The sequence below is a fragment of the Hwanghaeella sp. 1Z406 genome, assembly GCF_048892425.1.
Taxonomy (GTDB): Bacteria; Pseudomonadota; Alphaproteobacteria; order UBA8366; family Aestuariispiraceae; genus Pacificispira.
Map to the genome: position 1 here is coordinate 329656 of NZ_JBLZHU010000003.1, position 25782 is coordinate 355437.

General features: G+C 54.6%; 20 protein-coding genes and 2 pseudogenes. 6 read left to right on the forward strand and 16 right to left on the reverse strand.

Annotation, left to right across the window (positions count from 1 at the left end):
* Nucleotides 1–146: 146 nt before the first annotated feature.
* Nucleotides 147–424, reverse strand: a pseudogene (locus ACOSDR_RS08930) (AMP-binding enzyme); the annotation flags it as partial.
* 105 nt (nucleotides 425–529) lie between these two features.
* On the opposite strand from ACOSDR_RS08930, the gene ACOSDR_RS08935 reads away from it, so the two are divergent.
* Entirely contained in the window at nucleotides 530–1228 is a 699-nt protein-coding gene (locus tag ACOSDR_RS08935) for a hypothetical protein (protein ID WP_420731005.1), read from the forward strand.
* A gap of 224 nt (nucleotides 1229–1452) precedes the next feature.
* Here the strand turns inward: ACOSDR_RS08935 and acs are convergent, their stop codons facing one another.
* The 6 genes from acs to ACOSDR_RS08965 form a co-directional block, all read right to left on the reverse strand.
* The gene (gene acs / locus ACOSDR_RS08940; protein WP_420731006.1) at nucleotides 1453–3393 is read right to left on the reverse strand and encodes an acetate--CoA ligase; all 1941 of its coding nucleotides are present in this window, start codon (nucleotides 3391–3393) and stop codon (nucleotides 1453–1455) included.
* A 196-nt stretch (nucleotides 3394–3589) separates the two neighbouring features.
* Nucleotides 3590–4351 (reverse strand): SDR family NAD(P)-dependent oxidoreductase, encoded by a 762-nt coding sequence (locus ACOSDR_RS08945; protein ID WP_420731007.1) that lies wholly within the window; start codon nucleotides 4349–4351, stop codon nucleotides 3590–3592.
* 23 nt (nucleotides 4352–4374) lie between these two features.
* On the reverse strand, nucleotides 4375–5043 hold the full coding sequence (locus ACOSDR_RS08950) for a glutathione S-transferase family protein (RefSeq protein WP_420723546.1): 669 nt from the start codon (nucleotides 5041–5043) through the stop codon (nucleotides 4375–4377).
* Between the two features lie 50 nt (nucleotides 5044–5093).
* The gene (locus tag ACOSDR_RS08955; RefSeq protein ID WP_420731008.1) at nucleotides 5094–6107 is read right to left on the reverse strand and encodes an amidohydrolase family protein; all 1014 of its coding nucleotides are present in this window, start codon (nucleotides 6105–6107) and stop codon (nucleotides 5094–5096) included.
* A 22-nt stretch (nucleotides 6108–6129) separates the two neighbouring features.
* Nucleotides 6130–7353 carry a multidrug effflux MFS transporter gene (locus ACOSDR_RS08960; protein ID WP_420723544.1) on the reverse strand — a complete coding sequence of 408 codons (1224 nt, stop codon included), beginning with the start codon at nucleotides 7351–7353 and terminating at the stop codon, nucleotides 6130–6132.
* Complete coding sequence (locus ACOSDR_RS08965) at nucleotides 7350–8963, reverse strand: phytoene desaturase family protein (protein WP_420731009.1); 1614 nt, start codon at nucleotides 8961–8963, stop codon at nucleotides 7350–7352. The genes ACOSDR_RS08960 and ACOSDR_RS08965 overlap by 4 nt, the downstream gene beginning before the upstream one ends.
* A 521-nt stretch (nucleotides 8964–9484) precedes the next feature.
* Here ACOSDR_RS08965 and ACOSDR_RS08970 point away from each other — a divergent pair.
* A pseudogene (locus ACOSDR_RS08970) lies at nucleotides 9485–10303 on the forward strand (IS1595 family transposase); the annotation flags it as partial.
* 155 nt (nucleotides 10304–10458) lie between these two features.
* On the opposite strand, the gene ACOSDR_RS08975 reads toward ACOSDR_RS08970, so the two are convergent.
* The gene (locus ACOSDR_RS08975) at nucleotides 10459–11457 is read right to left on the reverse strand and encodes a hypothetical protein (protein ID WP_420731010.1); all 999 of its coding nucleotides are present in this window, start codon (nucleotides 11455–11457) and stop codon (nucleotides 10459–10461) included.
* Nucleotides 11458–12065: 608 nt separating this feature from the next.
* Between ACOSDR_RS08975 and ACOSDR_RS08980 the strand changes: the two genes are divergently transcribed.
* The gene (locus tag ACOSDR_RS08980; protein ID WP_420731064.1) at nucleotides 12066–13874 is read left to right on the forward strand and encodes an acyltransferase family protein; all 1809 of its coding nucleotides are present in this window, start codon (nucleotides 12066–12068) and stop codon (nucleotides 13872–13874) included.
* Nucleotides 13875–14017: 143 nt separating this feature from the next.
* Nucleotides 14018–15181, forward strand: a complete 1164-nt coding sequence (locus tag ACOSDR_RS08985) for a GNAT family N-acetyltransferase (protein WP_420731011.1) — start codon at nucleotides 14018–14020, stop codon at nucleotides 15179–15181.
* Nucleotides 15182–15453: 272 nt separating this feature from the next.
* On the opposite strand, the gene fmt is transcribed toward ACOSDR_RS08985, so the two are convergent.
* The 4 genes from fmt to ACOSDR_RS09005 form a co-directional block, all read right to left on the reverse strand.
* Nucleotides 15454–16398 (reverse strand): methionyl-tRNA formyltransferase, encoded by a 945-nt coding sequence (gene fmt / locus ACOSDR_RS08990; RefSeq protein WP_420731012.1) that lies wholly within the window; start codon nucleotides 16396–16398, stop codon nucleotides 15454–15456.
* Between the two features lie 57 nt (nucleotides 16399–16455).
* The gene (gene def / locus ACOSDR_RS08995; RefSeq protein WP_420723539.1) at nucleotides 16456–16989 is read right to left on the reverse strand and encodes a peptide deformylase; all 534 of its coding nucleotides are present in this window, start codon (nucleotides 16987–16989) and stop codon (nucleotides 16456–16458) included.
* A 97-nt stretch (nucleotides 16990–17086) separates the two neighbouring features.
* Nucleotides 17087–17878 carry an exodeoxyribonuclease III gene (xth, locus tag ACOSDR_RS09000; RefSeq protein ID WP_420723538.1) on the reverse strand — a complete coding sequence of 264 codons (792 nt, stop codon included), beginning with the start codon at nucleotides 17876–17878 and terminating at the stop codon, nucleotides 17087–17089.
* Nucleotides 17879–17917: 39 nt separating this feature from the next.
* Nucleotides 17918–18676 (reverse strand): gamma-glutamyl-gamma-aminobutyrate hydrolase family protein, encoded by a 759-nt coding sequence (locus ACOSDR_RS09005; protein ID WP_420731013.1) that lies wholly within the window; start codon nucleotides 18674–18676, stop codon nucleotides 17918–17920.
* A 114-nt stretch (nucleotides 18677–18790) separates the two neighbouring features.
* Here ACOSDR_RS09005 and ACOSDR_RS09010 point away from each other — a divergent pair, with 114 nt between their 5' ends.
* Together ACOSDR_RS09010 and zapE are read left to right on the forward strand one after the other, a co-directional pair.
* Nucleotides 18791–19582: a sterol desaturase family protein gene (locus ACOSDR_RS09010; protein WP_420731014.1), complete on the forward strand. Its 792-nt coding sequence runs from the start codon at nucleotides 18791–18793 to the stop codon at nucleotides 19580–19582.
* Between the two features lie 80 nt (nucleotides 19583–19662).
* Nucleotides 19663–20835: a cell division protein ZapE gene (zapE, locus tag ACOSDR_RS09015; protein WP_420723535.1), complete on the forward strand. Its 1173-nt coding sequence runs from the start codon at nucleotides 19663–19665 to the stop codon at nucleotides 20833–20835.
* 361 nt (nucleotides 20836–21196) lie between these two features.
* On the opposite strand, the gene ACOSDR_RS09020 is transcribed toward zapE, so the two are convergent.
* From ACOSDR_RS09020 to ACOSDR_RS09035, 4 genes are read right to left on the reverse strand one after another with little or no spacing between them, the layout of a single operon-like run.
* Nucleotides 21197–21955: a HesA/MoeB/ThiF family protein gene (locus tag ACOSDR_RS09020; protein WP_420723534.1), complete on the reverse strand. Its 759-nt coding sequence runs from the start codon at nucleotides 21953–21955 to the stop codon at nucleotides 21197–21199.
* Between the two features lie 9 nt (nucleotides 21956–21964).
* Nucleotides 21965–22426, reverse strand: coding sequence for a 30S ribosome-binding factor RbfA (rbfA, locus tag ACOSDR_RS09025; RefSeq protein WP_420723533.1), 462 nt, complete (start codon nucleotides 22424–22426; stop codon nucleotides 21965–21967).
* 42 nt (nucleotides 22427–22468) lie between these two features.
* Nucleotides 22469–25036 carry a translation initiation factor IF-2 gene (infB, locus tag ACOSDR_RS09030; RefSeq protein ID WP_420731015.1) on the reverse strand — a complete coding sequence of 856 codons (2568 nt, stop codon included), beginning with the start codon at nucleotides 25034–25036 and terminating at the stop codon, nucleotides 22469–22471.
* Entirely contained in the window at nucleotides 25033–25764 is a 732-nt protein-coding gene (locus ACOSDR_RS09035; RefSeq protein ID WP_420731016.1) for an RNA-binding protein, read from the reverse strand. The genes infB and ACOSDR_RS09035 overlap by 4 nt, the downstream gene beginning before the upstream one ends.
* Nucleotides 25765–25782 lie beyond the last annotated feature (18 nt).

Below are 25782 nucleotides of genomic sequence, written 5' to 3' on the forward strand. Positions count from 1 at the left end.
AACAAGCGCAACCAAGTGTCAACAGCCTGCGCCACGTTGCAGGCATTGGTGCACTTCGCAATAACCTTCCCGGCGCATAATCGAAAAGGCGGTGCCCATCAGCACCGCCTTTTCAAATTCCTAACACAGGACACACCCTAAACCGCTTACTTCCGGTTCTGGCGATTGTCGATCAGGCTATCCACAACGCCGGGATCGGCCAGGGTGGAGGTGTCGCCCAGATTGGAGAAATCGTCTTCGGCGATTTTGCGCAGGATGCGGCGCATGATCTTGCCGGATCGGGTTTTGGCAGACCGTGCGACCATTGCAGCCAATCGGGGCTGGCAATCGGGCCGATATCTTTGCGGACCCATGCGACCAGCTCTTTCTGCAACTCATCGCTTGGCTCTTCTCCGCTGTTCAGCGTGACATAGGCATACATGCCTCCTTAAAGGAATTTCATTTGCAATACTCAATAAAAGATGTAAATTTTTAATTACGCTATCATAAAGTGATCTTTTTGGAACACCCCTTTTTTGCTGGACAGCCAATGAAAGATGCTCCCCAAAATGAAGAAACCTCGCGCTGGCTAAGTCTGATCAGGTCAGCAAGTATTTCTGTCGTCGATGCGCAGGGCATGGTCGACACCTTACGCACGAAGCGCGTAAAGAGGTTCCCCAACGAAGATGATCTCACGGCGCAATCACACGTCGCTGATGCCATTATAGAGCACTATTGCCAACTGGCTGCTTTAACTGGGGCTGGGACAGCGTTTCCGGGTATGTTACCAGGGCCCGGCACCGCTGTCGCTATCGGGGCAGGATCAATTGATCTTTTAAGCTGCATGAAATTTCAAGTCGATATGTGTCGCTGTCTTGCGATCAACTACGGCCAAGATTTAACTAGTGCCGACGCAGAGAAACTCGCCTTGCTGGTAGCGTTCTCAGCCACTATCGAGAAGACTGCTGGCCCTGCCGTATCCAAAGGAGCGTCCAAGGCTGCTGTGACGGTATTGCAGAAATACCTTAAAGGTGCCGTGCTAACTACTTTAAAACAAATGCTTAAAAAAATTGGCATCAATTTCACCAGGAAGTCACTGGAGAAGGCCATTCCTTTCGGAGTTGGCATTGTCGTAAGCTATCAACTCAACAAGGTTCTGACACGCTATGTGGGACGGCAGGCAAAGGTAATTTTCCAGACATGGGATACCGTTGAACCTGAACCACCTTCACAACAGGTAGACATATGAAATGGCCTCGCTCGAGATCATAAATGCAGGACTTGTAAATTTGTGATGCGATAACGGTTTCAGTGCAGAGATTGAACCTTGTTTTTATTCACGTCCGGCTCTGATTACATAAAAACTGACACTGTTCGCTATTTGGGATAGTCCATCACCCCGACACAAAAAGGGCGGCACCCATCGGCACCGCCCTTTCAGTTTCGCCACATGTGCGGCGCATCCAAATGTGCTTACTTCCGGTTCTGGCGATTGTCGATCAGGCTGTCGACGACACCGGGATCGGCCAGGGTGGAGGTGTCGCCCAGATTGGAGAAATCATCTTCGGCGATTTTGCGCAGGATGCGGCGCATGATTTTGCCGGATCGGGTTTTTGGCAGGCCCGGCGCCCATTGCAGCCAATCGGGGCTGGCGATCGGGCCGATATCCTTGCGGACCCAGGCGACCAGTTCCTTCTTCAACTCATCACTGGGTTCTTCCCCACTGTTCAGGGTGACATAGGCATAGATGCCCTGACCCTTCACATCGTGGGGCGCACCGACAACGGCGGCCTCTGCGACCTTGGAATGGGCGACCAGAGAGCTTTCGACCTCTGCCGTGCCCATGCGGTGGCCTGAAACGTTGATCACATCATCGACGCGACCGGTGATCCAGTAATAGCCATCCTCGTCCCGGCGACAGCCATCGCCGGTGAAATATTTCCCCTTATAGGTGGAGAAATAGGTCTGCATGAAGCGTTCATGATCGCCATAGACGGTGCGCATCTGGCCGGGCCAGCTTTGCGTGATGCACAGGTTGCCGGACGTCGCGCCCGATTGCGGATTGCCCTCATTATCGACGATTTCCGGTTCCACCCCAAAGAAGGGATTGGTCGCCGAACCCGGTTTCAGGTCGGTAGCGCCGGGCAAAGGCGTGATTAGGATGCCACCGGTTTCCGTCTGCCACCAGGTATCGACAATCGGGCAGCGACCCTTGCCAACAACCTCGTGATACCACAGCCAGGCTTCGGGATTGATCGGTTCCCCGACCGAGCCCAACAGGCGCAGCGAGTCCAGTTTGCATTTCTCCACCGGGCCTTTGCCTTCCCGCATCAAGGCGCGGATCGCCGTCGGTGCGGTATAGAAGGTATTGACCTGGTGCTTGTCACAGACCTGCCAGAAGCGCGAGGCGTCTGGATAATTTGGCACGCCTTCAAACATCAGCGTGATCGCCCCATTGGCCAGCGGGCCATAGACGATATAGCTGTGACCCGTGACCCAGCCGACATCCGCCGTGCACCAATAGACATCGCCTTCATGATAGTCGAAGACATATTCGTGGGTCATGGAGGCATAGACCATATAACCGCCGGTCGTGTGCAGCACGCCTTTGGGCTGGCCGGTGGAGCCGGATGTATAGAGGATAAACAGCGGGTCTTCTGCAGACATTTCTGCGGGTTCACACTGATCCGACACATCCTTGACCACGTCGTGGTACCAGACATCGCGCCCGTCGACCCAATCGATCTTACCGCCCGTGCGCTCCACTACGATGCAGGATTTCACCGATTTGCATTTTTCCAGCGCCTTGTCGGTATTGGCCTTCAACGGGATTTTCTTTGCCCCGCGCAGGCCTTCATCCGCCGTGATGACCATGACGCATTCGCTGTCATTGATGCGCCCCGCCAGCGCATCGGGTGAGAATCCGCCAAAGACGATGGAATGCACCGCACCGATACGCGCACAGGCCAGCATGGCATAGGCGGCTTCGGGGATCATGGGCATATAGATACAGACGCGGTCGCCTTTCTTGACGCCCTGGTCCTTCATGGCATTGGCCAGACGGCAGACATGGCCGTGCAATTGGCGATAGGTGATCGTCGCATCATCCTTCGGGTCGTCGCCTTCCCAGAGGATTGCGGTCTGATCACCCCGGCTTTCCAGATGCCGGTCAATGCAATTGTAGGACGCATTCAACGTCCCGTCCTCATACCATTTGATGGAGACATCCGGCACCATGAAGTTCACATTCTTCACCGTGCTATAGGGCTTGATCCAATCGATGCGTTTGCCATGTTCACCCCAGAAAGCCTCTGGGTCTTTAATTGATTTGGCATACATCTCTTCATACTGCGCGCGGTTGATCAGCGCATTGTTGGCAATGTCATCGGCGACTGGAAAAACATCGGTGCTCATCTGGGCATTCTCCCTTTGAATCATTGGCCCCTCTGATCGGGGGCTTGTTGGTTCAAGTCCGGTCCATCAGGCCGAGACTGCAGATTTCCCCCTAACTTTGCCGGTTTAGACGCGGGTCTGCAACCGTGACTGCTGTATCAATTCATACAATGGTGCGAAAGCCGCCCCGTTGCTTCGTTTGACGCAGTTTCAGGACTCAGCGGGGTTGCATGCGCAAAGCACTGTCCAGGCGCACACATTCGCCATTCATGACAGTATTTTCCACCATATGAAGTACCAGAGATGCATATTCCTGTGGTTTCCCAAATCGTTGCGGGAATGGCAAGGTAGCCGTCAGGCTGTCTTGAACCTCTTGCGGCATGCCCAGCAGCATGGGTGTGCCAAACAGGCCAGGCGCGATCGCATTGACCCGAATACCACTGCGGGCAAATTCCCGCGCGGCGGGAAGGGTCAAACCAACCACCCCAGCCTTGGATGCGGCATAGGCGGCCTGACCAATCTGGCCTTCATAGGCCGCGATGGAGGCGGTATTGATGATGATGCCGCGCTCCCCATCCTCATTGGGCTCCCGTTGGGCCATATCCGCGGCAGCAAGGCGCAGAATATTGAAGGTCCCGATCAGATTGATGTCGATCACCTTGCGAAACACATCCAGATCCATTGGTCCCTCGCGACCAACGATTTTTGCTGCAGGCGCTACACCGGCACAACTGACGGCGACGGCACACAGACCATGCTTGTCGCGGGCTGTCGCAAAAGCGGCAGCCACTTCCTCTGCGCTGGTGACATCGCAGACTATCGCCAATCCATCAATGTCTTTCGCGACGGCGGACAGTTTATCCGCGTCGCGATCCAGCAAGGCCACTTTTGCGCCGTTTGCTGCCAGTGCGCGGGCAGTCGCCTCGCCCAAGCCAGAGGCCGCCCCTGTTACCAAGGCGGCTAAGCCGTCGATTTGCATCGGTCTGCTCCTCTCTCAAAATATCAGAAGTCGAGATCTGCATAATGCTTTGGAGGGGGCGCACCAGGAATGTGATCCCCCAGGATCGGGCGGAAGGCCGGGCGTGATTTAATGCGCGCATACCAGTCTTTTGCTTCTGGATGATCGTTCCAGGGCACATCACCGATATAATCGACACAGGATAAATGTGCCGCAGCGGTCAGGTCGGCCAGGGTCAGTTCCTCCCCCGCCAGCCAGGTCCGTCGCTCTGCCAGCCAACCAATATAACCCAGATGGGTGTGAATGTTCCGACCCCCGGCACGCACTGCGGAAGAACTGGGTTCCCCCATCCCAAGAAAGCGCTTCATGATCTTTTCTTCGACCAGATTGATGCCGACTTCCTGGTGGAATTTGATATCGAACCAGTCGATCAGTCGCCGGACCTCAGCCCGCATCACAGCGCCGGTGCCGATCAATGGCTGGTCACCATACATTTCGTCCAGATATTCGCAGATCGGCTGGGAACCGCAGACCCGGTTCCCGTCTTCATCAACCAGTACAGGGACTTCCCCCGTTGGATTGATGGCCAGAAACGCCTCGTCCCGGTCCCAGGTTTTCTGAATCCGGGTTTCAAACGGCAATTGCTTTTCCCCCAGCATCAGCCGGACTTTACGACAATGGGGCGAGAGCCAGAGGTGATAGAGAAGCATCATGACCCTTCGCATATAGCGCCGGATAAGCGGTGCCGCAATGCGCTTTCGTATTAAAGCCTGTAAACGCGTGCCGCCGTATCATGAAAAAGCGCACGACGCTCCGCTTTTGACCAGTCTTGCGTCAACAATTTGAAACTGTTCCAGATCGTATTATAGCCGCAACTGACGCTATCAACAGGGAAATTCGATTCGAACATGCACCGGTCGACACCAAACAATTCTATTGTTGTTTCATAGTAACGACGGGTTGCCTGCATCAGGGTCAGGCTGGTGGGTGGGCGGGGCTGCTTGTGCCAATCAAAGCCGTTTTCCGGCATGGCGATACCCCCCAGCTTCGCCATTACATTGGGGCAGGACGCCAATTCGGTGATATCGGCTTTCCATTGGGTGAAAACCTGATCCCCACGCCCTGCATAGGCCCCGACCCCCAATGGAACCCCGAAATGATCCAGAATGATGGTCAGGTCCGGAAACTGGCGGGCCAGATCCGTCACTTCACAGATTTGTGGATGGAAGCACCAGATATCCAGGCTCAAGCCCCGGGCCGCGATTTCTGCGACACCGGCGCGATACCGCGCATCCATCAACAATTCCGGGCCGGGTTTGGTGCGCACATCGGGCAGGGCCGGATCTGAATCCCAGGCAACACCATGGCGGATACCCTTGAACCGCCCGCCCGCCACGGCGATATGGGCATCCAGCGCTGGCGCGACTGCACCCCCCAGGGTCAGGTCCACGGCCCCAACGATCCCGGCTGCAATCCGACACGGACCATAGTCACCAGATGCCGCCATGGCGGCGATACCATTGACGAATTCTGTTTCGCCAACCGGGCGCATGACCGCTGGCCCATCAGCCCGATACATCGTTGCGGCTTCGATAAAAACCGTGCTGGTGATAGTGTGCCCGGCGCTGACATCCCGGTGAATCTCGTCAAAGCCATAGCGCGGGCTGATCCGATGGGGCTGGTTCAACCACAGGTGATGATGGGGATCACAAATCTCCATTTCCGGTTCCAGCGCGTCTTCCGCACCGGAAGCCAGCCATGCATCATTCTTGGCCATATGAATTCCCCCTCAATTCATCCTATTGAGCGCCCGCACCGCGAAGGCCGCGATTGGTGATCATCATCGTGATTGAGGAAATGACCCCCAGACTGGCAAACCCGATAACCAACGGCAGAACAGTCCCGTCGAAGGCTTGTCCAACCACAATTCCGAAGACCAATGAAATCAGGGTGGTCAACGCCCCGACCACGGCAGAGCCTGTCCCGGCGATATGCCCCAATGGTTCCATCGCCAGGGCATTCAGGTTCCCGAACAACAATCCAATACAGAAAAAGCTGGTCATGCCCCACAGCATGAATGCCCAAAGCGGCGGATGTCCCGCCAGCACGATGTCGACAATGAGGAAACCGAGCGACAGACCTGTCAGGGTGAAAACCGCCGCAAATGACAGAAACCGCATCCCAAACCGCATCACAATGCGGGCGTTCACGACCGACGATGCCCCAATCGAAAGGGCCAGAATTCCAAAGAACAGCGGAAACAAATCCCCAAGGTTAAAAACATCCTGAAATATCTGCTGGGCACTGTTCAGATAGCCGACAAAGGCACCAAAAATGAAGCCTGCGGAGATCGTGTAGCCCAAGGCATGTCGGTTGCAGACTGTTTCTTTTACCGCCGAACCAATGCGTGCCAGGGACAGGGGCATCCGGTCACTATCGGCCAGGGTTTCTGGCAGTCGGAACATCATCCAGACGGCACAGATAAGACCTAACGCCATCAACAACAGAAAAATCGCGCGCCAATCGGCAACGAACAGCACCGCCTGCCCAATCGCGGGTGCCAAGGCGGGCACGATGATAAACACTGCCATCACAAAGGACATGATCCGCGCCATGCCGCGCCCGGCATACCGATCCCGAACCACCGCGATCGTCACCGTGCGTGGTCCCGCAGCACCCAACCCCTGCAATACGCGACCCAACAGCATGGTTTCATAATTCCAGGATACCAGAGACAGAATGCAGCCCACACCAAATATGGCAATCCCTGCCAGGATCATCGACTTTCGACCCAGCGAGTCAGACAGCGGGCCATAGAAAAACTGACCCACGGCAAAGCCCAGAAAGAACAGCGAGATGACCAATTGTGTATCATTGGCTTCCACCACGCCCAATTCCTGACCAATGGCGGGTAAGGCGGGCAACATTGCATCGATGGTCAGGGCGACCATTGAAATCTGCAGAGCGATCAGGGCAATAAACTCAGGAAGGGATTGATCCCGGCCTTTTTTCCAGAAATTCATCCAACTTTCCTTCGCTTAACGTCTTTTAAAATTTCCTGTGCGGCATTGCGCCCCGGAATACCGCTGACGCCGCCGCCGGGATGGGCACCGGACCCACACAGGTAGACACCGGGAATCGGCATGCGGTGGTCGGCATGGCCGGGTGCCGGACGCAGGGCAAAAATCTGATCCAGATGCAGGGTTCCGTGGAAAATATCGCCCCCGACCATATTCAATTTACGCTCAATATCCAGTGGGCTGTTGATCTGACGCCCGACAATGGCTTGGCGGAAATTGGGACTGTGCGCCGCGACCGTATCGATGATGTGATCGGCGACCTCTTCACGGACATCATCCCAACTGCGCCCATCTGGCAGATGACGCCGGAAATGCTGACAGAACAGGCTCATCACATGTCCCCCCGGCGGGGCCAGGCTGTCATCCATCAGGGTCGGAATGCACATTGATACGACGGGGGCCTTGGACCAGCCCTGCATGCGGGCATCATCATAGGCGGCGCGGATATAATCCAAAGACGGGGCGATATCGATGGTATTCTTCATCGCGGTCAACCCGTTTTCATCATGATCGACCGTATCGAATTTCGGCAATTCGCTCAGCGCAACATTCATGCGGAAGGTCGCACTCTCACTGCGCCAGCCCGCCACACGCTTGGCAAACCGGTCCGGTGTCAGGGCCGGATCAATCAACTGACCAAACAGGATCTGCGGATGACAATTGGCCGCGACGACCGGGGCATGAAGTGCGGTTCCATCCTCCAGAACAACGCCTTTCGCGACCCCCTTATCCAGGATCACCTCTGAAACGGCCGCATTGGTCCGGATATCAACACCCTGACTGCGGCAATAGCGCGCCATCGCCTGGGTGATCGCCCCCATGCCGCCCTTGGCATAGGCCCAGGCGCCGGTGCGCCCATCCACCTGACCAAAGATATGGTGCAACAGGACATAGGCCGATCCCTGGGCATAGGGATCAACAAAATTCCCGATGATGCCTTCAAACCCATACAGGCCCTTGATCGGATCACTTTCAAACCAGCGGTCCAGAAAATCGCCAATCGACATGGTCATCAGTTCCGCAAGGTCGGCCTGACGGTCTGCGGGCAATTTGCGCAGAACATTCGCCTGCCCCAATACTTTCCATAGATCCGACAACCCGCCACCAAAATTGGGGGGCACCTGAGTGGCGATCACGCGAATGGCGTCGCCCAAAGATTCCAGCAAATCTTCAAATTCGGGATAGGCCGCAGCATCTGCCGCGGAAAACCGCGCCAGAGCCTGCTGGGCCGATGCGGGATCCCGGGGCAGGTACAGATGATCGCCAGGCAGGATAGACAAACTGCCCCCCGGACGCTGCAGCAATTCCAGGCCATGCTGAAACAGGTCCAGGTCCCGGATCACCTGCTGATCCAGCAAGCTTACCAGATAAGAAAAGACAGAATTGCGGAAGCCGGGATGAAATTCCTCCGTCAGGGCCGCGCCACCGATCACGTCGCGCCGCTCCAGCACCGTCACCTTCAACCCGCCCCGCGCCAGATACCCTGCGCAAGACAGGCCATTATGCCCCGCCCCAATAACAATCGCATCGGTCCTGTTCTCAGATGTGCTCATAATCATCACCTCACGTCTTACACGGTGTTGCATTAAGCACGGCTAAAGCATCAACAGTTGCCTGGAGGATAGCCCTATTCATGAAAATTCTCTCAAACCTGCGAGCCAAATTTGGACCTGTGCTATATGCAAGCCATAGGAAATAGCTGACGGGGTGCCGATTGGCGAGGTCGAAATTTGCTAACGACAAAACTATCAAAAGCCTGATAACAATGTTGATGGAATAATACGAAGGCGATATCTTTTGAGAGAATTTTACCATTTTCGCCAAATACTTGTTATATCAAAAAATATTTCACGAAATAATATTAAAAGATGACACACTTAGAAAATTCTCATGAAAAAAACTATCGAACAGACATTGAAGGTCTACGCGGCTTATCCGTTTTATTCGTGATTTTATTTCATTATGATATTGGGTTTTTTAGTGGTGGTTTTGTTGGTGTTGATATTTTCTTTGGGGGAATATCCCCTTGACATACGGTGGGGCAATCACCATCTCCTAGTTATAGGAGAAAGCCATGAAGCCCACGACGATACGCCAGTTCTTTCAAATGTTCCCCGACGACGACACGTGCCTTAAGCACCTGTTCGACGTTAGGTTCGGACAAGGCCACACCTGCCCTAAGTGCGAGCGTGAAGCCAAGTGGTACCCTATCAAAGCAGAACGGGCCTTCTCCTGCCAATGGTGCGGGCATCATATCCACCCGACCGTTGGAACCCTCTTTGAGCAATCCCGTACTCCGCTTCAACTTTGGTTCTATGCGATATTCCTGTTCACTACGACCCGTCACGGCGTCTCTGGTAAGGAATTAGAGCGCCAATTAGGCGTGACTTACAAAACCGCGTGGCGCATGGGCCAGATGATCCGCCAGCATATGGCAGAGATTGACGGCGAGAACCCGCTTGGTGGGCGCGGCGAACACGTCGAAATAGATGAAACCGTTGTCGGTGGATACAAACGCGGCGGCAAACGTGGTCGCTCGGGCGAAAACAAAACCATCTTGATGGGCATGCTTCAACGCGACGGCGACGTAATGGTTAAGGTTGTTCCTAATGTTAAGCGGGCAACGCTGCTACCTATCATCCAACAGCACGTGAAGCCCGAAACCAGCGTCCATACAGACGAATTAAAGTCCTATGAGGGACTTGAGAACCACGACTATTACCCAAAGAGCGTGAACCACTCAGAAGGCGAATACGTCGGCTTTGACGGTGCCTCAGTGAATGGTATCGAAAACTTCTGGCGTCACCTTAAGAACGGTATCCGTGGTACTCACGTTCACGTCTCTGCCAAATACCTTGAGCGGTACGCGAAAGAGTTTGAATACCGCTTTAATCGTCGGAACCGTGCCGAGACGATGCTTTCGGAACTTCTTTCGTCTTTTGAGAAGCCGGTTTCCTAAGGGCAGCGTTCAGCTTATCAGCATCACCCGGAGAATCTTTCTCATGTTCCTGGATAAAGGCCTCTAGGTTGCCGTCCTTTATAGCCTTCTTAAGTGTCGTCATTTTCTCCGCCATTCACCTTTTCCACCCGAACCACAGTAGCCTTAACAATTCTTTCGCCAACAACCCATGCATTTATAAGGACGGACACGTTCTCTTTACTTTCCGCCGCCTGAAACAGAAGGTGGATATCTTCTTGTGGCAAATCAATTCTGGTTGCTTGGGCATCTATTTCTACGGATGAGTCGGTTGCCTTAAGGCGAAACAAGTGACCATCATCGACTTCGGTATTGATCCGAGCGACTTCAAACCGACCGTCTATTCGCCTTCCTACACCTTGCTCGCGGTCTGACGATAGAATAATTCTGGCCTCTTCAGCGGTTAAATCCGCGCCCAAAACCCGACTTCGCGGGTATGCGCGGGCAGCAGAAATTAAACTACGTCGCGCATCGTCGGAATAATCCTGCATTGGTGCAAGATTCGGATGTTCTCTTAGTGCGTTAGCTAAAATTTCAGCGCGGCGCGTCTCTTGCTCGCTCAACTGTACGCGCTCCCCCGCTGATCGATCATGTCTCTTCTGCTCATAGACGCTGTTAACCCAGTGCCGAGCAAAACTCTGGCTGAAATACAAAACCAGAAAAAGAACGATTGTGATTGTTATCTGCGCGCCGGTCATTTTCTCAGTCAACCCCGATAAAATTGCCTCAAGAACGTAATCCTCTAAATCTAGACCGCTACTTCCATCCGTTACCACGAACCGAATATCTAGAAGCTTTTTATCATCTATCCGCAACAATCCAGCGTTATTGGTGCCATATGCAAGAAAAGCGTAAGAACGTGAAAGGCTCTTGTGCAGGTCAGTGACCGCTTTTGCTGCTGCTGGCGAAATTGTGTGCCCTGTCGGCTCATCAGGGAAGTACAGTATCTCAGGGCTCCACCCATCCAGATAGACGCGAGCCCGACCACTTACTGAGCCGTCCATAAGGGATTCGAGTAGATCCCACAGATCATCCTCCGACGCTATCGCCGAAACATCGCGCTCTGCCATTCACCCCTCCCGTTTTGAGAGAGGTTAGTTGTGCTTTACCGCTTTAGTCAATGACATCAATTCAAATGATGTGTTAATCTCCGACTTTACAACTCAAAATAGGAGGTTACGCCGTGACTAAGGTTTCTCCATGGCATTCAATCAAACAAACCGTTCACCACAACAACACGAAGTGCACAGAAGGCAATAACATCGAAACAGTGAACAAGAAGGCAGGCACAGGCGGCAAGCCACTCTGCAGCCATTGCGCCAGACTAAGCTAAGGGCACCTCACCGGCCTTTGTAGCACCAATTGCCACCAAGGGCCGGTGACTTCCCCCTCGATAATAGGCCACACCCTTTGAAGCGACTGCACCTTTAGGCCAGCATCCGCAGCAATAGCGAACGCTTTGTATCCCTCTGAGCGGGAACCGTGAAAACGAACCGTTGGTTCTGCAAACGGGTGATCGCCGCCCCCCTCGCAAGACTCGAACGTCTCAACACCAGCAGAGCGCAACACAAGAACAGCATCACGGATTCCCTCATCAAGAGGCATTTCTGATGTCGGCTCTATTTCCATTAGATTACCCTAGTTACGTATGCGAAGGGGATAGGCCCCTTTCTTTGTAATCAGTGGATTTCTAATAACGGGAATTATAACTAAAAATGTTCATAATAAGTCATTTAACATTGTTGAATTTTATCTGCGCCGAGCCCGACGTTTGCTGCCAAGTTATTTGATTGTATTATTTGGAAGTTTTCTGCTTGCAGCCATCTATTTTTCACCTCTGCATTTTGAACGCTTCAGTGAAGCGTCTTTGTATGCATTGGTTTTTGCATCAAATATCTTTTATATTGGAGAGGTTGGGTATTTTGATTTAGGTGCCCAACTAAAACCACTTCTACATACGTGGTCTCTTGGGGTGGAGTGGCAGTTCTACTTGATTTGGCCAATAACATTATTTTTCTTCTTTAAGTTTAAGAAGTTTATTGGCCCTCTTTTTTTAGTTCTCATATTCTTATCGAGTATTCTTGGGGCTGTGGCGTTTGATACAAGTCTGTCCAGCTACTATGTCCCAGTTTTCCGGTTCTATGAATTTATGATTGGCGCCTTAGCTTACGCCGTAAGTCGGAAAACAATAGAAGACACTCTGATAAACACAACATTATTGGTCTTTGGCTTGGGACTAATTCTAGTAAGTGTTTTCTTTTTTAAAACTACTATGCCATTTCCGTCAGGCTATGGATTATTACCAAGTGTCGGCGCTGCTCTGGTAATTCATAGTTGCCCAAAATGTCCGCCCATCGTCAGAAAAATGTTTGAGAACAAGGTAATCGTGAGTATCGGAACAATCAGCTATCCGCTTTATCTGGTGCATTGGCCGGTTCTGGTGTTTTTTCAATATGCAACATTCAGCCCTGTTTCACCTTTAGAAAAAACCGTTCTTATCAGTGCCAGCTTTGTAATGGCTTTTATACTATCGAAGTTTGTTGATATACCGATAAGAAACCAAATTAAAGTTGTCGGGTCGCGCCTGCAATTCAATCAATTTCGCCTAAAACTAATAACAATCTTGGGTTCATTTGTTTTCTTTGCTGTGTTTCCCGCTCTCGCATATAGCGCTTCTTATACAAATGGTTGGGGGTGGCGCTTCTCATCAACGTATTCGGATAGAATAAAGCGCCAGCTTGAGGATGGAGCCTTAGCGAATGAGGCGTTTTTTGAAACCCACAACAAACTTCCTGTTGATGCAGAATCAAGTAACAAGAAAAGCGTTCTGATTGTTGGTGATAGTCACAGTAAAGACCTATTTAACGCACTTTCACAAAACAGAGACCTATTTCAGAATGATTACGTCTTTTACACATTTAATCTAAGTATCCATTGCCATATGCCTGAATCTGTTCGCCAATCCCTAGCCTCTCGTTTGGTTCATGGAATAACGACAAGCACGATATCTGAGAGCTGCAAGGCACAAAAGGTGGAACTGCTGAACTTAAAATACGCACAGGAAGCAGATATAATCATCGTGGCCTCCCGTTGGCATTCTTCGAATCTTGAATATCTCGATCCAACGGTTAAGTTTTTTAAGGCCTTCCCGAACGCAGATATCATCTTATGGGGAGCACTGGAACTCCCTATTGACCCCGTGACGCTTCTGACGACCAAAGGCCCAACACAAAAAGTTGCAAGAATGTTGTATAATCTTGGTCAAGAAGAGCGCATCCGACTGAATGAGACTTTAAGTAACGCAGCGCGTCGCTGGGACATACGATATTATGATGTCCTATCAACAATATGCCGAGATACAGTTAAGGAATGTATGGTTTTTGACTCATCGGGAACCGCCCTATTTATGGACGATAACCATTGGACCTTCGAAGGACAAAAGTACTTCGGCTCCACCCTCTCTCCACTGCTTGAAAATGTAAATTAAGGGTACGTTTAAAGTGAAATCCTGACTCTGCCTGCAGGCACCTCGCTGAAATAGTTCTAATTAGAACTTGTTTGCCTTCCCCTTGAAAGCTGAATGGCGCGCGCCAAACTTCCCTTAAGACACTTTGCGATCAAGGACCCAAAATGCCCGACGGCGAGTACAGTTTGCTGATAGAGGTTTGTGCGTCCTTAAAGGAAGTCGACAAGGCTGCCTGGGATGCCTGCGCCGGGGCGGAAAACCCCTTTGTTTCCTATGACTTCCTTTCCAGCCTGGAAGAAAGCGGATCGGTCCGGGCGGAAACCGGTTGGTTGCCCCAGCACCTTCTGCTGCGCGATTCCGCAGGGTGCTTGCTGGCAGCTATGCCGCTGTATCTAAAGGGTCATTCACAGGGGGAATATATATTCGATCATTCCTGGGCGCATGCCTATGAAAGCGCAGGCGGTCAGTATTACCCCAAGCTACTGTCCGCTGTGCCCTTTACCCCCGTGCCAGGGCCGCGCCTGTTGACAGCCGCCGCGCCAGATCCGGCTGCTGCGACCCAATATCTGATCAGTGCCATGGCACAATTGGTAGAGCGGCACAGCGTCTCCAGCCTGCATGTGAATTTCGTCACCGAGCCGCAAGCAGAAGCCCTGGAAGATACCGGTTTCCTGATCCGCCACGGTCACCAGTTCCATTGGCACAATGACGACTATACATCCTTTGAGCACTTTCTGGAGGCGTTTTCGTCCCGTAAACGCAAGGCTGTGCGCAAGGAACGCCGCGCCCTTACCGAAGCAGGCCTGACCGCCAAAGCCCTGACGGGGGATTCGATCACCCCTGAACTATGGGATGCATTTTATGAGTTCTATACCGATACCTATGACCGGAAATGGGGGGGCGCCTATCTGACGCGGGATTTCTTTGATCTGCTGCATGCGCGCATGCGCGACCGCGTGGTCCTGATGCTGGCATTTGATGCCGACGATATCCCGATTGCAGGGGCCCTGAACCTGCTGGGCAGTGATGCGATTTTCGGGCGCAATTGGGGCTGTCTGGAAACCTATAAATTCCTGCATTTCGAGCTGTGTTATTACATGGCCATTGATTATGCGATCACCCATGGGCTGAGGCGCGTCGAAGCAGGCACCCAAGGAGAGCATAAAGTCCAGCGTGGCTATCTGCCCGTCACCACCTATTCCGCTCATCTGCTGCCCAATGAGGGCTTCCGCAGCGCGGTTAATCAATTCCTGAATAAAGAACGCCTGTATGAGGCGCGGTTGCGGGCAGAACTGGCGGAAGGCAGCCCATATAAGAAGGAGGGTTGAGGCCCAACCCATCCCTTTTAACCTTCTGCTGACCGTCGCCTGAAGTGCCATTCTGCAAAAAAGCAAAAAAATAAATTTTTTTCGCAGGCTGTGACACCCATCACAGCCAGACGGGCCCGGACGGCCTATTGTAAGGGTGTAAGGCGGCGGGTCCAAAAGGCGATGCCGCTTCGGAAGTTCCGGAGAACCGAGGCCAAAATCCTGCCCCTCCCATCCGGTTTCGGTTCAACGGTTACGGCGGCGACGAGACTATCTCGTCGCCGTTTCGTATTTCAGGCCTGTTTATCACCAAGCAAACAATCACCAGGAGATAGGCGCAGTCCCCGCAAGAAATCCCCCCCAGAAACCGGGCTTCGGCCCGGCCGTTGAAGATGCAGCAATTTCAGCGCACCTGTACCACAGGCAACAACCGCGTCGGGGTCAAGGATGGTTCCAGCCGGGGCTTGCCTATCCGGAAAAGCCGGTAGCGCTTGCAGCAACTTGATGCGCTCCCCGCCATAGTCGAAGAAACAGCCCGGCCAGGGTGTCAGGGCGCGGACCCGGCGGTCCAGATCCGCTGCATTCTGGGTCCAATCGATAAACCCTTCCGATTTTTGGAGCTTATCAGCATAGGTCACACCGGCATCAGGCTGTGGCTTGGGCGTGATCTGACCACTGGCGCGACTGTCCAGGGCCTCAACGATCAAACGAGCCCCCAGTGCCGCCAGATCATCATGCAAATTCTGGGCAGTGCTGCGATGATAAATCGGCATTGGTTCTTCCAGCAGGACCGGACCGGTATCCAGCCCCTCGTCCATCTGCATGATGGAAATACCGGTTTCGTCGTCTCCGGCCAGGATTGCCCGCTGGATCGGCGCGGCCCCCCGCCAGCGCGGCAGCAAAGAAGCGTGAATGTTCAAACAGCCCAATCGAGGCGCATCCAGAATTGTCTTAGGCAGAATTAACCCATACGCAACGACAATTGCCGCATCCAGGGCAAGATCCTTGAACGCCGCCTGGGCCTCTTGCGTTTTCAAACTGCTGGGATGGCGCACCGGAATGCCCATTTTCAAGGCCGCCTGATGCACAGGGCTGGGCGTTTCCTTCTTCCCCCGATGGGCGGGGCGGGGCGGCTGGGTATACACAGCCTCAATCTCATGTCCGGCCCGTTTTATGGCATCCAGGGCGGGTACAGCGAATCCCGGTGTCCCCATAAAGGCAACGCGCAGCTTCGTCATCTTTGGTTCCTGACAGGGTTCTGGCCTTAATGCGGCGCAGCGCTGGATGGGGCGGAACTACTCCGCCGCGACGTCCGGGCGGGGCTTCCCACGCATCAGTTTTTGCAGCTTGCGCATGATCATGCCCCGTTTCAACGAGGATATATGATCCACAAAGACCACACCATCCAAATGGTCGATTTCATGCTGAATACAGGTCGCCAGCAGGCCGTCTGCGTCAAGCGTCTGTTCCGCGCCCGTTTCATCCAGATATTTTACCGTCACCCGGGCTGGGCGCTTCACATCGGCATATTGTTCCGGAAAACTGAGGCAGCCTTCCTCATAGCTGGCCAAGTCGTCGGATGCCGCAATGATTTCCGGATTGATGATTTTCATCGGCTGCGGCGTTTCCCCACGCCCGGCACAATCCACCACCAGCATCCGTTTGGCTAAACCAATCTGGGGCGCAGCCAGACCAATACCCGGCGCGTCATACATGGTCTCCAGCATATCATCCAGCACACGCCGGATATGCCCGTCCACCGCCTCAACCGGGGTGCACTTTTTCTTCAGCACAGGATGCGGTGCCACCAAGATCGGCAGGATCGCCATGTCTCATTCTTCCATTACATTTCAGCACAAATCTAGAACTTTAGGTAATCTGCAAACCTGCCGGGGTCAAGGGGGTGCCGGGTGGACTGTCTTGGCATTACCCCGCCAGATCAAGGATAACCGGCACATGGTCTGACGGTTTTTCCCAGTCGCGGGCGTCGCTTAGGACCTGCATAGCGGTGACCTGATCGGCCAGCGGGGGTGTGGCCCAGGCGTGGTCCAGGCGGCGGCCTTTATTGGCAGCGCGCCAGTCCTTGGACCGGTAACTCCACCAAGTATATAACTTTTCCTCATCCGGCACGAATTTGCGCATGCAATCGATCCAGCCGAAGGCGGTCTGGGCCGCATTGAATTTTTCGACCTCAATCGGCGTGTGGCTGACGATTTTCAGCAATTGCTTATGGGACCAGACATCATGTTCCAGGGGCGCGATGTTCAGATCGCCCATCACCATGATCTTGTCGGTTGCCTTCCGGTTCTGACCGAACCAAACGGCCATTTCGTCAACAAAATCCAGCTTATGGCCGAATTTATCATTGATCGCCCGATCCGGCTCGTCCCCGCCAGCGGGGACATAGAGGGAATGTACCTCAACCCCGTTGGGCAGGGTCGCATAGATATGGCGACCATCCGCCTTACCGGTCCAGGTGTGGGATCCAATATCCTTCAAGGGGTGTTTGGAGAGGATGCAGACCCCGTTATAGCCCTTGATCCCATTGATCGCGATATGGGGATAGCCCAGTGCCTGAACATCCTTGAACGGGAACTGGTCGTCATGAACCTTGGTTTCCTGCAAGCAGATGACGTCGGGCGAAACCTGTTGGGCCAGCTTTTCCACGATGGGCATGCGCAGGCGGACAGAGTTGATATTCCAGGTCACAATACGCATCGGGTCTCTCTTTCAAACTGTAAGGATATCGGGTGAATTTTATCGGGATTGGGCGCGCTGACGGGCAGCATCGCCAAAGGCCCGGAACATGGCCTTGCTCAACGGCCATTTCAGGGCGGTCGGATGTTCCGGATGCCACTGAACCGCCAACAGGAACCCTTTGGAGCCTGGCAGGCTGACCGATTCAATGATGCCATCATCGCTGACCGCTTCTACAAACAGGCCATCGGCAAGCCGGTCGATCGCCTGAGCATGCAGCGAATTGACCATCACCTGCCCGGTCGCGCCATTCAGCCCCGCCAGCATGCCGCCGGGCTGAACATCAATCGGGTGGGCCACGTCATACTGGTCCTGGACAGGCAGGTCCTTGCGCGCACGATGATCCCGCTTGCCGGGCAATTCATGGACATGCTGGTGCAGGGTTCCCCCCAGGGCGACATTCAATTCCTGCTGACCCCGGCAGACCGCAAACAACGGCAGCCCAGCCTCTATCGCCTTGCGTATCAGCGGCAGGGTCACGCCATCCCGATTGGGGTCGCGCTTGGTGTCGGCCCGAAAGGCCGGGCCTCCATAGTTCTGAGGTTCGACATTCGATGGACTGCCCGACAGGAACAGACCGTCCAGGCGCGCCACCAGAACGTCCAGGTCCAAGGCCCCCGGCAGGGCTGGAATAGCCAGAGGGATCGCCTGTGACGCCGATGCCACCGCATCGAAATATTTATGGCCGACATGATGATACACGCTGCCTGCCTCGTTTTGTGACATACAGGCGGAAACACCAATCAAGGGTACAGACATCAAGAATCCTCATATACAAGAGGGGATGGTACGTTATAGGCGGTAACGCAGGTGTGACTGCGCCGCCATTGGCGTGTCTTGCCCCGGCGGCGTGTTCGACACAGATTATGGCTTATGGAAACCGTGACCGAAACCCTGTTGGCATATAAATCCGTCATTGTGGTAGGGTGGGTTATTCTGTTCTTCATCATGGAACGGCTAAGCCCGGCCGCGATCGTGCCCCTGGATGCGAAGGGAAAGGCCGGGCGGCTGTTCAGCAATGGCGGCCTGTTTGGCACCAATGTTATCCTATCGATATTCATTGTCGTTCCAATCAGCGTCTGGGCGACGACAACAGGACCCGACTGGCGCAGTGCCTACGCCCCCTGGTGGGACGGGATTGGCGGCCTGCTGGCAGATTTGCTGATTCTGGATATGTTGATTTACTTCTGGCACCGCGCGAATCACGAATTCCCGCTGTTGTGGCGCTTTCATGAGGTGCATCACCTGGATGCGACCCTGGACAGCACAACCGCCTTTCGCTTTCATTGGGGTGAAGTGCTGCTGTCGGCCTTAGCCAGGGCCGTGATCGTCATCAGCCTGGATATTCCGCTGGAGAGCGTTCTGGTATTTGAAACTCAGGTTCTACTGGCAGCGATTTTCGCCCATTCCAATGTCAAACTGTCGCCCAGGCTGGAGAAGGCTTTGGGTTGGATTGTGATTACCCCTGCTATTCACTGGATTCATCATCATGCGATCCGACGGGACACGGATTCCAATTATGGCAATCTGTTCAGTTTCTGGGACAGGCTGTTTCGCACCTTTAACAAAACACCCCGCAGTCCGACAATGTCTATTGGCGTCGAGCGGGAGCCGGAAAAACCCTTCCTGCGATTGTTCATGCGCCCCTTTGAATCCAGATCGTAAAACAGCGATCCCAGCATTGAACCAGCGCCGATTCTGGCGCATGATTCAGGTCCCCAATCGCAATCTGTAAGTCTCTGGATTTGACTGATAACACCCCTCAAGATGATGATCCGGCCGGTCCATTATTCAAATATCGGGCCCTGGTTCGGGATGAACAGCTAAAAGCTGATTCCTGCCAGGCCTTGGCGGCGGAAAAACTGCAAGGCCTGTTCAAAGCGCTGACCGACTATCGACCTTCGGACAATGCCGGGGGATGGAAGGCAAAGCTGGGTCTGGCGCGGCGACGGGAAGACCCGCCCCAGGGCTTGTATCTGTATGGCGGGGTCGGGCGCGGCAAATCCATGCTGATGGACCTGTTCTATAAAGAGGCAACGGTCCAGCGCAAACGTCGGGTCCATTTCCATGAATTTATGATTGAGGTCCATGGTGCCATCCATAATTGGCGCGAGGCGCAGAAGACACGCGACACGAAAGAGGATGATCCGCTGCCCAGAATTGCCGCACGCATTGCCGATGAGACCTGGCTGCTATGTTTTGATGAATTCCATGTGACCGACATTGCCGACGCGATGATTTTGGGACGATTGTTTGAATCGCTGTTCCAGCGGGGTGTGGTCGTGGTGGCGACATCCAACTGGCCGCCAGACGAGTTGTATAAAGACGGACTGCAACGCGAACAGTTCATCCCCTTTATCAAGCTGATGCACAAGAAACTGGATATCCTGCATCTGGAATCGCCAACCGATTACCGCTTGATCCGTCTGAAATCCCTGAAAACCTATCATGCCCCGCTGGGTGCCCCCGCGACGAAGGCGTTAAATCAGGCGTTCGACGAATTGACCGAGGGGGCGGCGGCAGAGGCCGATAGCTTTAAGGTCAAAGGCCGCACAATCGCTGTGCCGAAAGCGGCGCGCGGCGTTGCCATGGTGGTGTTTGATGACCTATGCGGAAAACCGCTGGGGGCGGAAGATTATCTGACACTGGCACGAAAGTACCACACGCTGATCCTGAACGGCGTCCCGCGCCTGACAGAGGATCGCCGCAATGAGGCTAAGCGCTTCATGACGCTGATCGATGCGCTGTACGAACATCACGTCAATCTGATCATGGCCGCAGATGCCGCCCCGAACGACTTATATCGGGAAGGCACCCATGCATTTGAATTTGAACGCGCCGTGTCCCGGCTGATGGAAATGCAATCGGGCGACTATCGCGAAATGCCACATCGGTCTGGAAACGGCGATCAGGAGTGAGGGATTTCCCGCCTGCCCTTAACAGGCGAGACGGCAGAACAGAGGCTCAGCCGCAAGATAAGGCACCGGATGAAAGATCGCGTCATTCCCGCGCAAGCGGGAATCCAGGGCGTAACGCTGTGATCTCACTATGCGGCCCTGGACCCCGGATCACGTCCGGGGTGACCGGTTTGTAAGAGGTTGATGGTATGAGCACACCACTGCGCTCATACTAGTGTGGTGCGCGCGCATGAGCTCACACAGGATACTCTAACCACTTGTTTTCTAATCAAATACGTCATCACAAACGATTTCGTCTGTTTGGGATTTGCTCTAAGGAGAAACAGAACACTGTCCAAGAATGGGGATCAACGCACCGTCCTCAGCCGCCGCAGGTAGGACAGTCAGGGTCTTTAGGCACCTTGATTTTACGAAACGTCTGGTCCAACGCGTCAAACAGCAGCAATTGGCCCGACATGCTGGTGCCCAATCCTAACAATTCCTTCAGGACCTCGGTTGCCTGCAGGCTGCCCATGACTCCCGCGACAGCACCGAAGATACCAACGGTATCGCACCGGGGCACCATGTCAGGGTCCGGCGGTTCCGGGAAAAGGCAGCGATAGCAGGGCCCGCCGTCATAGGCTTTGAAGGTCGATAATTGACCTTCGAACCGCACCAGGGCGGCGCTGACCAAGGGTTTCTTTAAGGAATAACAGGTATCGTTGCACAGATACCGGGCAGCGAAGTTATCGCTGCCATCGACGATTAAATCATAGTCTGCAAACAGCTCCGCCGCATTGTTGGCGGTCAACCGGGTGCGGTGTTCGATGATCGTAATATCGGGGTTAATCGTTTCCAGGCGTTCCGCCGCAGAGCGCGTTTTCGGGCGGCCAATATCATCAACGGAATGGATGATCTGGCGCTGCAGATTGGACAGATCGACCACATCATGATCAACAATGCCCAATGTGCCGATACCAGCCGCAGCTAGATACATCAGGACAGGGGCGCCAAGCCCGCCTGCCCCGACGACCAGAACCTTGGAGTCCAGCAGCTTGATCTGGCCTTCCTCACCGACCTCTTCCAGAATGACGTGGCGGGCATAACGCTCTAATTCATCATCTGTCAGATCATCACGCATGGGGATGGATCAGTCCTTTGAAGACCCGCCGGCAGCAACCCTTGACTGTCTGGTTGGGGAGTCATTTTGCTCTTCATTGGTGTCTTCATCATCCTGAGACACCAAATCACGGCGAACCTCTGGACGGCGCAACAACTCATTGATCCGTCCCGCCTCGGCAAAGGTTTCGTCGGCCATGAAGCGCAGGCCGGGCGTATATTTCAACTGAACTTCCCGCGCGACCTGACCCCGCAGGAACGCGCCTGCGCGTTTCAGGGCCGATAGGACTTCATCAATGTTTTGGCCGCCCAAGGGCATGATATAGACAGTGGCCAGCTTCAGATCCGCCGCACAGCGCACTTCCGACACGGTGATCGGAATGCTGGTCAAGACCGGATCCCGAAGCTCACCCCGTGACAGAATACGCGACAGGGCATGACGAATCTGTTCGCCAACCCGCAATTGCCGCTGAGAGGGCTCTCGGTCGCTCATGCTATCGCCTCCTCTCCACTGTCTGCACCCAAATGGACTGGGTTAGAGTTTCCGCTTGATCGACTGAATATCAAAACATTCTACGATATCACCGACCTGCATGCCTTCGAAGTTTTCAAAGGCCATACCGCATTCGTACCCGCTCTTGACCTCTTTAACATCATCCTTGAAGCGTTTGAGCTGTTTCAGCGCGCCTTCATAGATCACGGTATCATCGCGCAACAAGCGCACTTTCGCGCCGCGACGGACTTCACCATCTGTGATCATGCACCCGGCGATCTTACCGGCCTTGGTGATGTTGAAGACTTCGCGGATCTCCGCATAGCCCAGGAATTCTTCGCGTTCTTCCGGTGCCAACATGCCCGACAGAACGGATTTCATATCATCAATCGCATCATAAATGATTGAATAATACCGAATATCAACGCCGTCCCGTTTGGCCAGATCCCGTGCCTGTGGGTTTGCCCGGACATTAAAGCCCAGGATCACACCCCCGGTAGACGCCGCCAACGTAACATCCGATTCCGTGATGCCACCAACGGCACCATGCAGAACGCGGACCTTAACCTCATCGGTTGCAAGACCTTCCAAGGCGGAAACCAAGGCTTCCAGGGACCCCTGCACGTCGGTCTTGACCACGATTGGCAGCTGTTCCGCCTCGCCGGCCTGAACCCGTTCGAACATCTGTTCCAACGTGCCCCGGCCACTGATGGTAAACTGCTGCTCCCGCGCCTTGCGCTGGCGATAGCTGGCAATTTCACGCGCCTTGGACTCATCGGCCAGAACGATAAATTCATCGCCAGCCTGCGGCGTGCCTTGCAGCCCCAGAACCTCAACGGGAACCGATGGACCGGCTTCGGTCAACGCGCGTCCTTTGTCATCCAGCAGGGCGCGCACCCGGCCCCATTCCTGGCCCGCGACAAAGATATCACCAACCCGCAGGGTACCGTTCTGAACAAGAACCGTTGCAACGGAGCCACGACCGATTTCCAATTTGGCCTCGACCACCGCGCCGCGGGCTTCCGCTGCCGGATCGGCAGTCAATTCCATCACTTCGGCTTGCAGAAGAATGGTTTCTTCCAGCACATCCAGATTCAAGCGCTTGGTCGCCGAAACTTCGACGCAGATTACATCCCCGCCCATGTCTTCGGGCACAAGGCTGTGTTCCAAAAGCTGCTGTTTCGCCTTGTTTGGATTCGCGCCTTCTTTGTCGATCTTGTTAATCGCCACGATAATCGGCACTTCCGCCGCTTTCGCGTGATTGATCGCCTCAATCGTCTGGGGGCGAATGCCATCATCGGCTGCGATCACCAGGACCACGATATCCGTCACCTGTGCGCCGCGTTGACGCATGGAGGTGAAGGCGGCGTGGCCAGGCGTATCCAGGAAGGTGATGCTGGCACCAGTCGTCATGGTTACCTGATAGGCCCCGATATGCTGGGTAATCCCACCGGCTTCCCCGGCGGCAACATCGGTTGCGCGCAAGGCATCCAACAGAGATGTTTTACCGTGATCCACATGCCCCATGATCGTGACGACCGGCGCACGCGGCAGGCCTGCTGCATCGCTTTTCTTGGGTTGGATCAGGATGTCTTCGACATCGGATTCCGACACACGCTTGGCGCGGTGCCCGAATTCGGACACGACCAGTTCTGCGGTATCGGCATCCAGAACTTCGTTAACCGTCGCCATAACGCCCATTTTCATAAGCGTCTTGATAACATCTGCTGCGCGCTCTGCCATACGGTTGGCCAGGTCACCAACAGAGATTGCTTCTGGAATGGTGACTTCGCGCAGAACCTTTTCACCCCGTGACAGGCGCTCCCGGTTTTGTTGCTTTTCACGCTCCCGGGCACGGCGCAGGGCCGCCATGGACCGACCGCGATTTTCGCCATCGTCTTCCAGGGCCTGCGTAACGGTCATCTTGCCACTGCGGCGGCGTTGTTCGCCGCTGCGCAGGCGCATTGTGCCCTTATTCTTCTTATCCTTGTCATCCGCAGGGGCTTGCGGTTCCAGTTTAGCGCGCGCACGGGCGGCTGCGTCCGGTTTTTCGGATGGCGGAATAGGCAGATCAACCGCTGGCTCGACCGCAGTGTCTTCCGTTACAGAAGCCGGTGCCGGTTCGTCCGCGCTTTCAGCAGACTTGGCTTCAGCAGCCGCAGCATCGGTCTTTTCTTCTTCCGCCGCTGCAGCTTCTTCCTGCTTCAGGCGCTCTTCTTCCTCGCGGCGGGCGCGGGCTTCCGCTGCCTTACGCTCAATCTCCTCAATTTCCTGCTTACGGCGTTCTTCATCACGCGCAGCGCCTTCCAGCGCCCGAATCCGGGCCTGCCGTTCGGCTTCTGACAAGCCGTCCAGCGGATTTTCCGAGACCAGCTTGTTCTTTTCCTGCGGGACACGCGGTGCCGCAGCGCCCCCCTTCACGACCTTCATGTCGCCGGTGTCATTGCGCTCAAAGGACCGACGGCTCTTGGTTTCGACGATCACAGTCTTGGATCGGCCATGGCTAAAGCTCTGGCGTACCTGACCGCTTTCAACCGTCTTAGAGAGGCTCAGCTTTCCTGGTTTCCCAAGAGAGAGCTTGCCACCGCCTTTAGAAGTCCCATCACTCATTCATCGTCCTTTCCGGCAAGCCGACCCGTGTCGGGTGCCGTTTCTCTGAAACCTTTTAACCGCCCTGCCTCCATTTGGAAGCGACGGCTTAATCCGCCCCCGGATCCACCCTTAAGCAGCGCCGCATGAACAGCCGCGTCGCGCCCGAAGGCTTCTCCCATTTCCACCGCATCAAGCACGGCAAAAACCGGCACATATGCCCGGGCTTCCGTTTCCCGAGCCAGGCCCGCTAATTTAGCGCGCCCATCCGCGGCCCCATCTCGGGCCTGTAACAACGCCGCGCAACGACCTGAATTCAGGGCTGCGCGGGTCTTTTCAAACCCACAGACCGCTTCACCAGCCCGACGCGCAAGAGACAATGTCTCAACACAACGCCGCGCCAACAAGGCCTCTATTTGCACGACCAAATCGACCGATGCAACGACCGGTGCCCGGGCCGCACGGGCAAACAGCTTACGATCCAGTGCTGTCTTAATGCTTTGCGCATCCGCGCTCAACCACAATCCACGTCCTGGCAGTTTCGCCGCCAGGTCCGGAACGACTGTACCGTCCGGACCCAACACGAATCGAATCAGCGCTTCCTTTGGATGCCGTTCACCCGAAACCAAACAGCGCCGGACCGGTTCTTTCCCCGCCCTGACAGATCCATCATCCACCGAAAGGTCCGGTATATCAGGCGCCAGCGCAGCGTTTGCCTGGGCAGATAGGTCTTTCTGGTCCGTCACCATCGGCGCCGTCCTCCGGAC

Bases quoted from the DNA above. Each gene is read 5' to 3' on its own strand.
- acs (WP_420731006.1), bottom strand. From the start codon at position 3,393: ATGAGCACCGATGTTTTTCCAGTCGCCGATGACATTGCCAACAATGCG.
- ACOSDR_RS08935 (WP_420731005.1), top strand. From the start codon at position 530: ATGAAAGATGCTCCCCAAAATGAAGAAACCTCGCGCTGGCTAAGTCTG.
- ACOSDR_RS09010 (WP_420731014.1), top strand. From the start codon at position 18,791: ATGGAAACCGTGACCGAAACCCTGTTGGCATATAAATCCGTCATTGTG.
- ACOSDR_RS09005 (WP_420731013.1), bottom strand. From the start codon at position 18,676: ATGTCTGTACCCTTGATTGGTGTTTCCGCCTGTATGTCACAAAACGAG.
- ACOSDR_RS08960 (WP_420723544.1), bottom strand. From the start codon at position 7,353: ATGAATTTCTGGAAAAAAGGCCGGGATCAATCCCTTCCTGAGTTTATT.
- xth (WP_420723538.1), bottom strand. From the start codon at position 17,878: ATGCGTATTGTGACCTGGAATATCAACTCTGTCCGCCTGCGCATGCCC.
- ACOSDR_RS08965 (WP_420731009.1), bottom strand. From the start codon at position 8,963: ATGAGCACATCTGAGAACAGGACCGATGCGATTGTTATTGGGGCGGGG.
- ACOSDR_RS08955 (WP_420731008.1), bottom strand. From the start codon at position 6,107: ATGGCCAAGAATGATGCATGGCTGGCTTCCGGTGCGGAAGACGCGCTG.
- infB (WP_420731015.1), bottom strand. From the start codon at position 25,036: ATGAGTGATGGGACTTCTAAAGGCGGTGGCAAGCTCTCTCTTGGGAAA.
- ACOSDR_RS08945 (WP_420731007.1), bottom strand. From the start codon at position 4,351: ATGCAAATCGACGGCTTAGCCGCCTTGGTAACAGGGGCGGCCTCTGGC.
- rbfA (WP_420723533.1), bottom strand. From the start codon at position 22,426: ATGAGCGACCGAGAGCCCTCTCAGCGGCAATTGCGGGTTGGCGAACAG.
- ACOSDR_RS09020 (WP_420723534.1), bottom strand. From the start codon at position 21,955: ATGCGTGATGATCTGACAGATGATGAATTAGAGCGTTATGCCCGCCAC.
- ACOSDR_RS09035 (WP_420731016.1), bottom strand. From the start codon at position 25,764: ATGGTGACGGACCAGAAAGACCTATCTGCCCAGGCAAACGCTGCGCTG.
- fmt (WP_420731012.1), bottom strand. From the start codon at position 16,398: ATGACGAAGCTGCGCGTTGCCTTTATGGGGACACCGGGATTCGCTGTA.
- ACOSDR_RS08950 (WP_420723546.1), bottom strand. From the start codon at position 5,043: ATGATGCTTCTCTATCACCTCTGGCTCTCGCCCCATTGTCGTAAAGTC.
- def (WP_420723539.1), bottom strand. From the start codon at position 16,989: ATGGCGATCCTGCCGATCTTGGTGGCACCGCATCCTGTGCTGAAGAAA.
- ACOSDR_RS08985 (WP_420731011.1), top strand. From the start codon at position 14,018: ATGCCCGACGGCGAGTACAGTTTGCTGATAGAGGTTTGTGCGTCCTTA.
- ACOSDR_RS08975 (WP_420731010.1), bottom strand. From the start codon at position 11,457: ATGGCAGAGCGCGATGTTTCGGCGATAGCGTCGGAGGATGATCTGTGG.